Source organism: Nocardia aegles (assembly GCF_052545135.1).
Window position 1 is genome coordinate 78,620 of sequence record NZ_JBQWRI010000005.1, and the last position, 12,477, is coordinate 91,096.

14 protein-coding genes are annotated in these 12,477 nt (G+C 69.1%); 10 read left to right on the forward strand and 4 right to left on the reverse strand.

What is annotated here, in order from left to right; all coding sequences use genetic code 11:
* Positions 1–176: 176 nt before the first annotated feature.
* From ACT89H_RS16040 to ACT89H_RS16065, 6 genes are all read left to right on the forward strand, one after another.
* Complete coding sequence (locus ACT89H_RS16040) at positions 177–974, forward strand: DUF5666 domain-containing protein (protein ID WP_445109419.1); 798 nt, start codon at positions 177–179, stop codon at positions 972–974.
* A gap of 89 nt (positions 975–1,063) precedes the next feature.
* Complete coding sequence (locus tag ACT89H_RS16045; protein ID WP_445109762.1) at positions 1,064–2,053, forward strand: TtfA family protein; 990 nt, start codon at positions 1,064–1,066, stop codon at positions 2,051–2,053.
* A gap of 55 nt (positions 2,054–2,108) precedes the next feature.
* Positions 2,109–2,912, forward strand: coding sequence for an SDR family NAD(P)-dependent oxidoreductase (locus tag ACT89H_RS16050; protein WP_445109420.1), 804 nt, complete (start codon positions 2,109–2,111; stop codon positions 2,910–2,912).
* Between the two features lies 1 nt (position 2,913).
* Positions 2,914–3,462, forward strand: coding sequence for an orotate phosphoribosyltransferase (gene pyrE / locus ACT89H_RS16055; protein ID WP_445109421.1), 549 nt, complete (start codon positions 2,914–2,916; stop codon positions 3,460–3,462).
* A gap of 50 nt (positions 3,463–3,512) precedes the next feature.
* On the forward strand, positions 3,513–4,571 hold the full coding sequence (locus ACT89H_RS16060; protein ID WP_445109422.1) for a beta-ketoacyl-ACP synthase 3: 1,059 nt from the start codon (positions 3,513–3,515) through the stop codon (positions 4,569–4,571).
* Positions 4,572–4,573: 2 nt separating this feature from the next.
* Positions 4,574–5,281: a lysoplasmalogenase family protein gene (locus tag ACT89H_RS16065; protein ID WP_445109423.1), complete on the forward strand. Its 708-nt coding sequence runs from the start codon at positions 4,574–4,576 to the stop codon at positions 5,279–5,281.
* Here ACT89H_RS16065 and ACT89H_RS16070 read toward each other — a convergent pair.
* Both ACT89H_RS16070 and ACT89H_RS16075 read right to left on the reverse strand, forming a co-directional pair.
* The gene (locus tag ACT89H_RS16070) at positions 5,265–5,711 is read right to left on the reverse strand and encodes a hypothetical protein (protein WP_445109424.1); all 447 of its coding nucleotides are present in this window, start codon (positions 5,709–5,711) and stop codon (positions 5,265–5,267) included. The two genes, ACT89H_RS16065 and ACT89H_RS16070, sit on opposite strands and share 17 nt — an antisense overlap.
* A 61-nt stretch (positions 5,712–5,772) precedes the next feature.
* Positions 5,773–6,351, reverse strand: coding sequence for a Uma2 family endonuclease (locus ACT89H_RS16075; RefSeq protein WP_445109425.1), 579 nt, complete (start codon positions 6,349–6,351; stop codon positions 5,773–5,775).
* A gap of 193 nt (positions 6,352–6,544) precedes the next feature.
* Here ACT89H_RS16075 and ACT89H_RS16080 point away from each other — a divergent pair, with 193 nt between their 5' ends.
* Positions 6,545–7,258 carry a TrmH family RNA methyltransferase gene (locus ACT89H_RS16080; protein ID WP_445109426.1) on the forward strand — a complete coding sequence of 238 codons (714 nt, stop codon included), beginning with the start codon at positions 6,545–6,547 and terminating at the stop codon, positions 7,256–7,258.
* Positions 7,259–7,502: 244 nt separating this feature from the next.
* Positions 7,503–8,588 (forward strand): glycoside hydrolase family 76 protein, encoded by a 1,086-nt coding sequence (locus tag ACT89H_RS16085; RefSeq protein ID WP_445109763.1) that lies wholly within the window; start codon positions 7,503–7,505, stop codon positions 8,586–8,588.
* 7 nt (positions 8,589–8,595) lie between these two features.
* Here ACT89H_RS16085 and ACT89H_RS16090 read toward each other — a convergent pair whose 3' ends face one another.
* The gene (locus tag ACT89H_RS16090) at positions 8,596–9,294 is read right to left on the reverse strand and encodes a DedA family protein (RefSeq protein ID WP_445109427.1); all 699 of its coding nucleotides are present in this window, start codon (positions 9,292–9,294) and stop codon (positions 8,596–8,598) included.
* A gap of 5 nt (positions 9,295–9,299) precedes the next feature.
* On the reverse strand, positions 9,300–9,956 hold the full coding sequence (locus ACT89H_RS16095; protein ID WP_445109764.1) for a DedA family protein: 657 nt from the start codon (positions 9,954–9,956) through the stop codon (positions 9,300–9,302).
* Positions 9,957–10,254: 298 nt separating this feature from the next.
* On the opposite strand from ACT89H_RS16095, the gene fbaA reads away from it, so the two are divergent.
* Both fbaA and ACT89H_RS16105 read left to right on the forward strand, forming a co-directional pair.
* Positions 10,255–11,289, forward strand: coding sequence for a class II fructose-bisphosphate aldolase (gene fbaA / locus ACT89H_RS16100; RefSeq protein WP_445109428.1), 1,035 nt, complete (start codon positions 10,255–10,257; stop codon positions 11,287–11,289).
* A 25-nt stretch (positions 11,290–11,314) separates the two neighbouring features.
* The gene (locus tag ACT89H_RS16105; protein ID WP_445109429.1) at positions 11,315–12,433 is read left to right on the forward strand and encodes a BTAD domain-containing putative transcriptional regulator; all 1,119 of its coding nucleotides are present in this window, start codon (positions 11,315–11,317) and stop codon (positions 12,431–12,433) included.
* The last annotated feature ends 44 nt before the right edge of the window (positions 12,434–12,477 follow it).

A 12,477-nucleotide genomic window follows, 5' to 3' on the forward strand; every position in this document is an offset into this window, starting at 1 on the left:
GCCTCGCGCGTGCGGGGCCGCTTACCCGTCCCGCGGTAACTCGTGCGCGCCAACCCGTTTCAGCGACGCGGAAACGATTGCCGGAAGGTATTGCCGTACGGACGCGGTTCGGCCGGAGGCGCACCGGTCCATCCGGTGCGGGTGCGTGCGACCGAACAAAGCCTACGCTGGACGACATGACCAACCCGAACGATCCCTGGGGGCAGCGGCCGGAGGATGCACCGACCGAACACCTGGGCCTGCCGGGCAAGTCCGGGTACGTGGGGCCCGAGCACACCATGGAGTACCCCGACGCGTACGGCGCCGGCGCCCCGTCGGTGTATCCCCCGACGGAGCGGTACGGAGCCTGGGGCCCGCCTGGAACGAACGCGACCCGCGAGTTCCCGGCCTACGACTCGCAGTGGGCCGCCTATCCGGACACCGCTGCGGGCGCGGCCGGTCCGCCCGGCGGCGCGCTGCCGCCCGGTGGTGGACCGCCGCCGGGAACACCGCAGCCGCCGCGGCGCAACACCGGCCTGTGGATCGCTCTCGGTCTCGGCGTGGTGTTGCTGATCGGTGCGATCGGGGTCGTCGCCGGCGTGCTGCTGGGCGCGGGCGATTCCGCTTCGACCGACACCGCGGCGGCCTCGACCACGCGCGTCACCACGAGGCCCGCTCCCGGGACCAGGAACGCGCACCCGACCCCACCGAGCGGGCTGCCCAGCGTGCCCGGCCTCGGCGACGCCGACGGACTCGGCGCGACCATGGGCACCATCACCGCCAATGACGGGGGCACCCTGACACTGAATTCGGTGATGGGCAACACCATCACGGTGCGCACGGACGCGAACACCCAGGTGATCGCGTTGTCGGGCACGAAGGTATCCGATCTGGCCACTGGTGAGCTGGTGCTGATCCAGGGCGACAAGGCCGCGGACGGATCGATCCAGGCCAAAGTCATCCTCGGTACCGCGCTGCCCGGCGGCGGACGATGAGCCGCGCCGGGCACGGCCCGCGCGAAGCGCCGGGGGTAATGACGGACCATGTCCGGCCGGGACCATTAGGCTAGGCGTCGATGACGGCAATGTGGTTCGGGTTGGCGGCGATCGCGCTCGTGGGCGCGATCGTGCTGCTGTATTTCGATCGGCTCCAGCGCCAGCGGACCGGTCATGCGCGACAGGTCTGGGCGAAGTCGCAGGGCTATACCTACGTGTCCGTGGAACCCGCGCTACCGTCCACCTGGCGGCGAGGCGCGCTGACCAAACTGGGCTATCTCTCCGCGGTCGACGTGGTCTCGGGCATGCGCAAGGGCGAGAAGTTCGTGCTGTTCGACCTGGAGGACTCCGCGACGCTGGTCGCCGTCCGCCGCCAGATCGGTTCGGATATCGACGTGGACATGCGGCTGAAGACGGCCGCCCCGCCCAAGGACCACGACTTGGAACTGCTCGGCGCCATCGGTGATCGCGTGGTGTTCGCGACCAATCCCGAAATCGCCAGGCACGCCATCGATCAGCGCATGGTCGCCTTCATCGAGAACCTTCCGGACAGCGTGCAGATGCTCTGGAGCGAGGGCAACTGGACGCTGGGCATGCTGCTGGTCGGCACCACCCCGAAGGACTGGGAAGGCGCGATCGACGCGGTGCTGCGCCTGTCCGGTCTGCTGCACGTGCTGCCACCGGTCAGCGAGCCGCGCTTCGACGAAGGCGGACCCGAACCGGGCCGCCCCCGCCCCCGCGAGCGTCAGCGGGGCGAGAGCGTCCGGGACGCCGAGGACGACGCGGGCGACCGTCCGCGCCCTGAGGACGAGGGCGGTGAACGGTCCGAGGACGACTCGCACGCCGGCGAGCGATCCGAGGAGCGGGGATCGGAAGCGGCGCGCCGCCCGTCGCTCGCGGTCGTGCCGAACACCCGCGCCCGTGCGCGCGCGGACGAGCCGCCCCGGCCGCGTGAGCAGAGCGACGAGCGTGCCGCCGACAGCCGGCCCGAGCCCGACTCGCGGCAGCGGCCCGCCGACCCGCCCGGCGGACCGTTCCACCCCGGCTTCCGCCCCTACCAGGGACCCGTGCCGAAGTGACCGGCCGCGCGCTCACCGCGGTCGGACCCGAGCGACTGCGATCGATCGCGCCGTCATGACCGAGCATCCCCGGCTGCCCGGCGCCACCCGCCCGGTGGCTCTGATCACCGGACCGACCTCGGGTATCGGCCGTGGTTACGCGACCCGTCTGGCCTCGCTCGGCTACGACCTGGTGCTGGTCGCCCGGGACGAGCAGCGTCTCACCGCCCTCGCGGCCGAGGTGCGGCGCCGCTTCGGCACCCGCTCGGAGCTGATCCCCGCCGACCTGGCCAGGGCCGAGAACCGCGAGCGGGTCGCCGCCCGGCTGGCCGAGGGCGTCGAGTTCCTGATCAACAACGCGGGTTTCGTGCACTCCGGCGAGTTCTGGACCTTGCCGCCCGAGCAGGTGCAGGCGCAATTGGACGTCAACGTCACCTCGGTGGTGCGGCTCACCAGGGCCGCCTTGCCGCCGATGATCGCGGCGGCCAACGGCCGCGTCGTCAATGTGGCAGGCGTGGCGGGCCTGATTCCCGGACGAGGGTCGACGTACTCGGCGTCCAAGGCGTACGTCGTATCCTTCACGGAAGGGTTGGCGGGCGGATTGGCCGGAACCGGAGTCCGGGTCCAAGCCCTGTGCCCAGGATTCGTCCGCACGGAATTCCACCAGCGAGCGGGCATCGAGATGTCCTCGCTGCCGAAAGCGTTGTGGCTGAGCGTCGAGCAGGTAGTCGCCGGCTCACTGCGTGATCTGGAGAAGGGCCGGGTGCTCAGCGTGCCCGGTATGCAGTACAAAACGTTCACGACCGTCGCCGGAATGATCCCGCGAACCCTGGGGGCCCGGCTCAATCGCGGGCTGTTCGACGCACGCGGAAGGACTTGACATGATCGACGTGATTACCAACGACAGGGACCGGCTGGCCGCGCTGGTACGGGAGCTCGCCGTCGTGCACGGCCGGGTGACCCTGTCCTCGGGCAAGGAGGCCGACTACTACGTCGACCTGCGCCGCGCGACCCTGCACCACGGCGCGGGCCCGCTGATCGGCAAGCTGCTGCGCGAGCTCGTCGCGGACTGGGACTTCGACGCCGTCGGCGGCCTGACCATGGGTGCCGACCCGGTGGCACTGGCCATCATGCACGCGCCCGGCCGCCCGATCGACGCCTTCGTGGTGCGCAAGGCCGCGAAGTCGCACGGCATGCAGCGCCAGATCGAAGGCCCGGATGTCGTGGGCAAGCGCGTGCTGGTCGTCGAGGACACCACCACCACCGGCAACTCACCCCTGACCGCGGTGCGCGCACTGCGGGCGGCGGGCGCTACCGTGGTCGGCGTCGCCACCGTCGTCGACCGCGAAACCGGCGCCGACCAGGTGATTGCCGCGGAAGGACTGGAGTACCGTTCGATCCTCGGCTTGACGGATCTCGCCCTGGGATAGCCTGGACGATGGTCTAATTCTTCGAAGGTGAAGGGTCGTGTGAGTCACCAGTGGTGAGCATTGCAGTCAACAGGAGCCGCGAGAACGTCGCGATGCTCGGAATCGGCGCTTACCGACCCCAACGCCTGGTCAGCAACGCCGAGGTCTGCGAGGTCCTGGATTCCACCGACGAGTGGATCTACGAGCGCACCGGTGTCCGCAATCGGCGCTGGATCAGCGGTGACGAGACGCTCCGGTCGATCGCCGCGGCGGCGGGCGAACGTGCGATCGTCAACAGCGGGGTGGACCGATCGAAGATCGGCGCTGTGATCCTGGCCACCTCCAGCTGGCTGACCCTCACCCCGCACGGCGCGCCGCAGGTGGCTTACGACATCGGCATGAACGGTGTCCCCGCCTTCGACCTGACCTCCGGCTGCGGCGGCTTCGGATACGGACTCGGCGTGGCCGCCGACATGATCCGGTCCGGCTCGGCCGAGTACGTCCTGCTCATCGGCGCCGAGACGATGACCGTCGGGCTGGACCCCACCGACCGCGGCACGGCGATGATCTTCGGTGACGGCGCGGGCGCGGTCGTGGTCGGCCCGAGCGACGAGAACGGCATCTCGCCGACCGTGTGGGGCAGCGACGGTGAGAACGCCGCCGCGATCAGCCAGGACATCGATTTCCTGGAGTACATGCGGCGCGCTCAGGCCATGCAGGGGCTCGACCCGGCCGTGGATCCGGTCGGCCGGATGTCGCTGCGGATGGAGGGCCCGCGAGTCTTCCGCTGGGCCGCGGTCACCCTGCCGCGCGCGCTTTCCACCGCGCTCGAGGTCTCCGGCGTGGCCAAAGAGGACATCGAGGTCTTCGTTCCGCACCAGGCCAACGCCCGGATCAACGAGTTGATGAAGAAGAACCTCGGGCTGGCCGACGAGATCCCGATGGCCAACGACATCGAGAACACCGGCAACACCTCGGCCGCGTCGATTCCGCTCGCGATGGAGGAGATGCTGGTCACCGGCAAGGCCAAGGGCGGGCAGACGGCGTTGCTGCTCGGCTTCGGCGCGGGCCTGAGCTACGCGGGCCAGGTCGTCACGCTGCCGCCCGCGCCCGCCGAGGCGAGCTTCTGACCATGCGGCCGTTCCGAGCCGGGTATCTCGCGGCGGCGGCGCTCACCGTCTACGGCGCTGTCACCGGGCGGGAGAGGGTGCAGTGGATCGCGAAGCCGCTGCTGATGCCGCTGCTCGCGGCGGACGTGGCCACCGCAGGGACCGAACTGCGGTCCACGGAGCGCACGGTGTTGATCGGCTCGCTCGGTGCGGCCACGGTCGGCGACATCCTGCTCATCGATCCGGATGACGACCGCAGACTGATCGCGGGCGCGTCGTCGTTCGCGGTGATGCAGGCCGGATACGCCACGCTGTGGTGGCGGATGGGTGGCCGACCCACCGCCCGGGCGGTCCTACCACGAGTGGCTGCCTGGCTGGGGGCGGCCGGGTTGCTGCGGAAGCGGGCCTCCTCGGTGGCCGCACCACTGACCGCCTATGGCGTCACCTTGGGCGCCGCGGCCGTGCTGGCATCGGACCCGGCGCTGGCGCCCGCCCCGAAAACCGTTGCCGGCATCAACCGTCCCGGCGCCGATCCGCGCAGCCGACTCGGGCTCGGGGCCCTGCTGTTCACCGTTTCGGACGGGTTCATCGTGGTGCGGCGGTTGTTCGCACGCGGTCAGCGAGCCCGCCGGGTGACCGAAGGGGTGATCCTGGCGACCTACGCGGCCGCGCAGTATCTGCTCGCCGATCCGAAAGCACACGTCAAGCCGGTGCTCACAGCACCAGAATGATGCGATCCCGGTTCGCCGGGTCGACGCGAATCGAGAGGATCTCACCCACCGCGAGCCGCGGTTTGTCGGCCGGGGCTGCGTCGAAAACCACAGTGCCCCGGTAACTCTCGGAGCCCGGTACGGTCAGCTCCAGATCCAGTTCGGTGAGTTCGGTGTGATGATCGGTGTGTTCCAGCGGGTGCACGCCCTCGACGGTCGCCCACCCTTCCAAGCCGTGCCGCCACAATTGGCGATCCGCCTTGGACGGCCGCCCGGCAAGCATCATCCCGATGCCGACGCACGAGCCGAACAACCCGACCAACGCCACGATCTGATAAGGCACGGTTCCCGGCGGCGTCCGGTGCACCACCCACCCCAGCCACAGCGCCAGCAGGATCAGATACCCGGCGGTCACTCCGAGCACCGTGCGCAGTATCCGCTCGTGATCCATCCCAGCCTCCACCGCGAGTGCCAGACTTCCAGGATAGGCCTGAAACACCCGGTGGAAGGCGCTATCGGCCCGCTCGGCTGCTGGTCAGCGCGGGCAGGTCGATCGTGATCGGGGTCCCGGCAATGTCGAGTGTCAGGGTGCCGGGTCGTTCGGCGACGAGTTCGTAGTCGCGGCCGATGAGGTGATAGGCGGCAAGGCTTGTGGGCTTGTCGAGGTCGATCAGCCAGTAATACTCGATACCTGCCTCGGCGTACTCGAAGAATTTCGTCACCCGGTCGGTACGTCGTGAACCGGGTGACAGAATCTCCACTGCGAGCAGCACGTCGGCCGCGTCATAGCGCGGGAGATCGGCCTCGATACCGGCCTCTGGGACCACGAGAATGTCCGGAACTCGGATGGTCGGCAGCGAACCTGCGTCGACCACCACTTCGGTATCGGCCAGCACGCCGTGGGTGCCCGGTAGTTGCGGTTCCAACTGCGAGCCCAGCCGCAAGATAGCGCGCTGATGTTGCGACACCAGCTTCGGTGACACGACCAGAACCCCCTCGACAAGCTCGTTATCACGGCTGCTGTCCTCCGGCAGCGCGATCCAGTCCTCCAGGGTCAGCAGATGATCAGGCCAGTTCACGTCGACGGTCATCGCTTCCTCCCCTCCCCGCACGGATACCGCGTTGCGGCCAGTCTGGCACACCATGCCGACAACGACAGCGTCGTCGGCCCTCGGGTTTGTGCTGTGCCAATGCTGTGCCAATTCATTGGACCGTTCGTGGGCAGCTCGTCCGGCTACTGAGCCGCACGTCGCGGGCCCAGTGCCCGGAATTAGCATCGTGGGGATGAGTCACCCAGCACCGGACGCGGCGGAGCAGGACCTACCCGGCCCGACTGAGTGGGGCGAGCACCCCAACGGTGTCGGTCCGTGGGCGAGCGAGCACGCCGAGCCGCCGCCGGATGACCCGCGCCTGGACCCCGAACTGCTGGCCGGTGGCGACCGCCGCAACGTGGTCGACGCGTACCGGTACTGGAGCCGCGAGGCGATCGTGGCCGACATCGACCGGCGCAGGCACCCGTTCCACGTCGCGATCGAGAATTTCGGGCACGACGCGAACATCGGGACGGTGGTTCGCACGGCGAACGCTTTCGCCGCCGCGGCCGTGCACATCGTCGGCAGACGGCGCTGGAATCGCCGGGGCGCCATGGTGACCGACCGCTACCAGCACATCCGTCACCATGCCGATATCGGCGAACTGCTGGCATTCAGCGAGCAGGCCGGACTGACCGTGGTCGCCGTCGACAACGTGCCTGGTTCGGTGCCGCTGGAGACCGTGACGCTGCCGCGCGCGTGCCTGCTGCTGTTCGGCCAGGAAGGCCCCGGGGTCACCGACCACGCCAAGCGGGCCGCCGCGCTGACGGTGTCGATCGCGCAGTTCGGCTCGACCCGCAGCATCAACGCGGGCGTGGCCGCCGGGATCGCGATGCACGCCTGGATCCGGCAACACGCCGATCTGAACGCGGCATGGCGACCGCCGGACGCCGCTTCGGCCGTGTGAGCAGGCGATCTTCCACCGCGGAAAGCCACCGGCACGATCGCACATCGCTTTCGTAACAAATCGGGCGCATAAATGCGTTCTGGCCTGGCACCATTGAGCTATGACCTCGCGGAGCGACGATATCGAGGTGCCGAGCGTGGAGCACGCCGAGACGGGCTCCGCGGTACCGCGTCCGCCGGCCGGCCGGGCATCGGCGGGCCGGGAGGCCGTCGCGCCGGCGATCCTGTGGTCCGAACGGGCCGACATGGCCGAATCGGCGATCATCTCCCGGCACCTGCGCGCGCTGTGGGCGCTGCCGGGCACCGAACTCGGCGTGGTCGGCTGGCCCGCGACCAAGCGCGAGCGGGTCTTCGGCGCGTGGCACTACTGGTGGCAGGCGCATCTGATCGAGTGCGCCACCGACGCCGCGAACCGGGTGCCGACTCCGCCGCGCCGCAGGCGGATCGCCGCGCTCGCGCGCTCGCTCCGCATCCGCAACATCACCGGCTGGACCAACCGCTACTACGACGACATGGCCTGGCTGGCCATCGCGCTGGAACGCGCCGAGCGCACCCAGGGCACCGACGTGCGCAGTGCGCTCGCGGCGCTGGAGAAGCAACTGCACGACGGCTGGCAACCCCAGGTCGGCGGCGGTCTGCCGTGGCGCATCGGCTCGGACTATTTCAATGCGCCGGCGAACGGTCCCGCCGCGATCGCGCTGTTGCGACTCGGGCGCGTCGAACGCGCCGAGGACATGGCCGACTGGTTGGACGCGACGCTGCGCGATCCGGAGACCGGGCTGATCCTCGACGGCATCCACCTACCCTCCGGCGAGGTCGAGCGCCCCGTGTTCACCTACTGCCAGGGGGTGGCGCTCGGCCTGGAGACCGAACTGGCCGTGCAGACCGGCGAGCCCAGGCACACCCAACGCGTGCACCGGCTGCTCGCGGCCGTCGAGGAACACCTGACCACCGACGGTGTGGTCGACGGTGGTGGAGGCGGCGACGGCGGACTGTTCAACGGCATCCTGGCCCGGTACCTGGCGCTGGTCGCGGTGATGCTGCCGGGCGAGGACGCCGAGCAGATCGCCGACCGCCGTGCGGCCGCCGCGATCGTCACCGCGTCCGCGACGGCGGCGTGGGCGAACCGGCTCCAGGTCGAGGGTGAGCCGCTGTTCGGGCACGACTGGAGCAAGCCCGCGCGACTGCCCGGCGGCAGCGCGGGAGCCGGTTACCTCACCTCCGGCGGCTCGGTCACCCCGTCGAAAGTGCCGGGACGCGACCTGTCGGTGCAGTTGTCCGGCTGGCTGCTCATGGAGGCGGCCTACCAGGTCAGCGCCGCCGGTCTGTGACCGCGGATCAGCCCTCGGACTCCAGCACGGTGCCCGGAGCCGCTTCCAGCGCGAAGTCCTCGGCGGGCTGGGACATCTCCTGCCGGTAATGTCGCACGCCGAGCACCGTCCCGATGATCAGGCCGACCACCAGCGTGCCGATGACGATCGGCATCAGCCACGGCACACGCTGCAGGAAATTGCCCGCGTAGTACCCGATGAGCAACAGCACCGGCGCCCAGACGATCGCGCCGATGGTGCTGGCGACGGTGAACTTGCGGTGGTCCATGCCCGCGGCGCCCGCGACCGACGGGCACAGGGTGCGCACCCACGGGATCCACCGGGCGAGCAGGACCGCGACGAATCCGTGCCGACGCAGCAGTTCCGCGACGCGTTGCAGGTTGCGGACGTTGATATATCTGCCGTTCTTACGGGCCACGAGATGTCGTCCGGTTCGGTGCCCGATGGCGTAGCCCACCTGGTTGCCCGCGATGGCCGCGACCATCGCGCCCAGCGACAGCGCCCAGACGTGCGCCTCGCCCGACGCGTGCGACGCCATCACGATGCCCGCGGTGATGAGCATGGAGTCGCCGGGCAGAAACAGCCCGAGGATCACCGCGCACTCGAGGAAAACAAAGGTCAGCACCACCGTCCAGACGAGCGCGGGGCCCGCCGACAGTAGCGGATCGAAACTGCCCACGGCTAGGGGCGACGATTCCGTCGTCACCGGCTTCAGCGGGTGGACTCGCTGGTGGAAGCGGTCAGCTTCGCCTCGGTCTGCTCATGCGCCTTGGCATCGCGGCCGAGCAGCTTCTTGGCCACCGCGGTGATGCCGGGCAGGATCGACACGAAGACGATGAGCAGGAAGATCGCCTCGACGTGGTCCCGAATGAACGCGACGTTGCCCAGGAAGTAGCCGAGCACCGTGACACCGCCGCCCCACAGCAGCGCGCCGACGATGTCGAACGCCACGAACTTGCGGTAGTCCATCTTGGAGACGCCGGCCAGCACCGGCATGAAGGTGCGCACGATCGGCACGAAGCGGGCCAGGATGATCGTCTTGGGCCCGTGCTTTTCGAAGAACTCGTGCGTCTGCGTCACGTAGTGCTTCTTGAAGAACCGGGTGTCCTCTTTGTGGAACAGCGCGGGACCGATCGCCCGGCCGATCCAATACGCGCACTGGTCTCCCGCGAAGGCGACCAGGACGACGGCGGGCACCAGCACCCAGATCGACACCGGCGGATTCGGCTGTGCGGCGAGCAAGCCGCCGGTGAACAGCAGCGAGTCGCCGGGGAGGATCGGGAACAGCAGGCCGGTCTCGATGAAGACGATGACCAGGATGGCCGGCAGCACCGCGTCCTTCAGCCACGTCTCCGTGAGCAGGTGCATCGGGTCGAGCAACTCCGTCAGCGCGAGGTTGCTCGTCACCGATTCTGTCGCTGCCTGCAGAATCACGTGGCCTCCTGTCCCGATACGGCTGGCCTGAATCGCTTGCCACCGCGTCGGAAGCTGCCAGCGCAAATTACCGGCCCCACAGTACCGGCTTCGCCGGAGAATGCTCGTGCTGTGCGCAAAATTACCGGTGCGTCAGCCGCGCACTCCCTCCCTGCGTACCAGGCGAAACACCGCTGCCTTAGGGTAAAGGCTGACAAAATAGGTCTTTGCCGCACAACACGGAGGTCTTACAGTGCCCATCGCGACTCCGGAGGTCTACGCCGAGATGCTCGGTCGGGCCAAAGCCAATTCCTTCGCCTTCCCGGCCATCAACTGCACGTCGTCGGAGACGATCAACGCGGCCATCAAGGGCTTCGCGGACGCGGGCAGCGATGGCATCATCCAGTTCTCCACCGGCGGCGCGGAATTCGGCTCCGGCCAGGGCGTGAAGGACATGGTCACGGGCGCGGTGGCGCTGGCCGAGTTCGCGCACGTGGTCGCGGCCAAGTACGACGTGACCATCGCGCTGCACACCGACCACTGCCCGAAGGACAAGCTGGACACGTTCGTCCGCCCGCTGCTGGCGATCTCCCAGGAGCGGGTCAACGCCGGCCGCAACCCGCTGTTCCAGTCGCACATGTGGGACGGTTCCGCGGTTCCGATCGATGAGAACCTCGAGATCGCCAAGGAGCTGTTGAAGGCCACGCACGCCGCGAACATCATTCTCGAGGTCGAGATCGGTGTCGTCGGCGGTGAGGAGGACGGCGTCGAGGCCGAGATCAACGAGAAGCTCTACACCTCGCCGGCGGACTTCGAGAAGACCATCGACGCCCTCGGCGCGGGCGAGAACGGCAAGTACCTGCTCGCGGCCACCTTCGGCAACGTGCACGGCGTGTACAAGCCGGGCAACGTGGTACTCAAGCCGGAGGTGCTCGCCGAGGGCCAGCGCGTCGCCGCGGCCAAGCTCGGTCTAGGCGCCGACGCGCAGCCGTTCGACTTCGTCTTCCACGGCGGTTCGGGCTCGCTGAAGTCCGAGATCGAGGACTCGCTGCGCTTCGGCGTGGTGAAGATGAATGTCGATACCGACACCCAGTACGCGTTCACCCGGCCGGTTGCCGGGCACATGTTCGCCAACTACGACGGCGTGCTGAAGATCGACGGCGAAGTGGGCAACAAGAAAGCCTACGACCCGCGCAGCTACCTGAAGAAGGCCGAGGCGTCGATGGCGGCGCGCGTGGTGGAGGCGTGCAACGACCTGCACTCGGCCGGACGCTCGATCAGCGCTTGACCCTGATCCACCCGGCTTGGTGCACATGAGTCTGGATGTGCGCGTGCTCGGGCCCGTGCGGCTGCTCGTCGGTGGTGAGCCGGTGGCGGTCGGCGGGCCCAAACCGCGAGCTCTGCTCGCCGCGCTCACGGTGAATCGGCGGCGCGCGGTGTCGTCGGCCGCCCTCGCGGATCTGGTGTGGAACGAGGAACCACCCGACGCCTATGCCGCCAGTCTGCAGGTCTTCGTCTCGAATATCCGCAAGGCGCTGCGCAATTCCGGGGTGGACCCGGCGGCGGTGCTGCGCACCGAGTCGTCGGGCTATCGGCTGGAGATCGACGACACCGCCTGTGACCTGGGACGTTTCGAGGCGGCGCGGGAGGCGGGCACCCGCGCCGCCGAGGCGGGCGATCACGCCGGGGCGGCGCAGTTGTTCGGCTCCGCGTTGCGCGAGTGGAGCGGCCGGGCGCTGGCCGATCTGGCCGGATCGCAGTTCGCCGATGGTTTCGCCACCGCCATGGACGAGGAGCGGCTGCTGGCGGCTGCGGCCCGGATCGATGCCGAGATCGCTTGCGGGCGCGCGTCCTCGGTGATCGGCGAGCTGGTCGGCATGACCAATGAGCACCCGTTGCGGGAACCGCTGTGGGGCCAGTTGATCACCGCGCTGTATCTGTCCGGACGTCAGGCGGACGCGCTGGAGGCGTGCCGGAAGGTGCGCGGCGTGCTCGCCGACGAACTCGGCATCGACCCGGGACCGGCGCTGATCGACCTGGAGCAGCGTGTGCTGCGGCAGGAGCCGCTGAGCACGGTGGAACTCCGGCAGGTCGAGCGTCTGGCCGCGGCGATGACCGAGACGGTCACCGAGGTGCCGCGTGCGGTGCGCAGCGGCCAGTTACGGATGCCGGACGGTCGGGTGGTGGCGATCGCCCAGGGCGGCCTGCGGATCGGCCGGATGACCGACAACGACTTGGTGCTGGAGGATCCGCGGGCCAGCCGCTACCATGCGCACATCATGCCGAGTCGCTCGGGTCTGCTCATCAAGGACCTGCATTCGGCCAATGGCGTCTTCGTCAACGATGATCCGATCGACAGCGGCGTCCTGCTCGCCGACGGCGATCGGATCACGATCGGCGCGACGATCCTGACCTTCCAGGCACTGCGCTAGGCGCGGGCGGGACGGCGGAGGCCGCTCCCGGGTCGGTCGGTACG

Excerpts from the sequence above, each read along its gene's own strand:
- ACT89H_RS16040 (WP_445109419.1), top strand. The coding sequence starts at position 177 with ATGACCAACCCGAACGATCCCTGGGGGCAGCGGCCGGAGGATGCACCG.
- ACT89H_RS16045 (WP_445109762.1), top strand. The coding sequence starts at position 1,064 with ATGTGGTTCGGGTTGGCGGCGATCGCGCTCGTGGGCGCGATCGTGCTG.
- ACT89H_RS16050 (WP_445109420.1), top strand. The coding sequence starts at position 2,109 with ATGACCGAGCATCCCCGGCTGCCCGGCGCCACCCGCCCGGTGGCTCTG.
- pyrE (WP_445109421.1), top strand. The coding sequence starts at position 2,914 with ATGATCGACGTGATTACCAACGACAGGGACCGGCTGGCCGCGCTGGTA.
- ACT89H_RS16065 (WP_445109423.1), top strand. The coding sequence starts at position 4,574 with ATGCGGCCGTTCCGAGCCGGGTATCTCGCGGCGGCGGCGCTCACCGTC.
- ACT89H_RS16070 (WP_445109424.1), bottom strand. The coding sequence starts at position 5,711 with ATGGATCACGAGCGGATACTGCGCACGGTGCTCGGAGTGACCGCCGGG.
- ACT89H_RS16075 (WP_445109425.1), bottom strand. The coding sequence starts at position 6,351 with ATGACCGTCGACGTGAACTGGCCTGATCATCTGCTGACCCTGGAGGAC.
- ACT89H_RS16080 (WP_445109426.1), top strand. The coding sequence starts at position 6,545 with ATGAGTCACCCAGCACCGGACGCGGCGGAGCAGGACCTACCCGGCCCG.
- ACT89H_RS16085 (WP_445109763.1), top strand. The coding sequence starts at position 7,503 with ATGGCCGAATCGGCGATCATCTCCCGGCACCTGCGCGCGCTGTGGGCG.
- ACT89H_RS16095 (WP_445109764.1), bottom strand. The coding sequence starts at position 9,956 with ATGCACCTGCTCACGGAGACGTGGCTGAAGGACGCGGTGCTGCCGGCC.
- ACT89H_RS16105 (WP_445109429.1), top strand. The coding sequence starts at position 11,315 with ATGAGTCTGGATGTGCGCGTGCTCGGGCCCGTGCGGCTGCTCGTCGGT.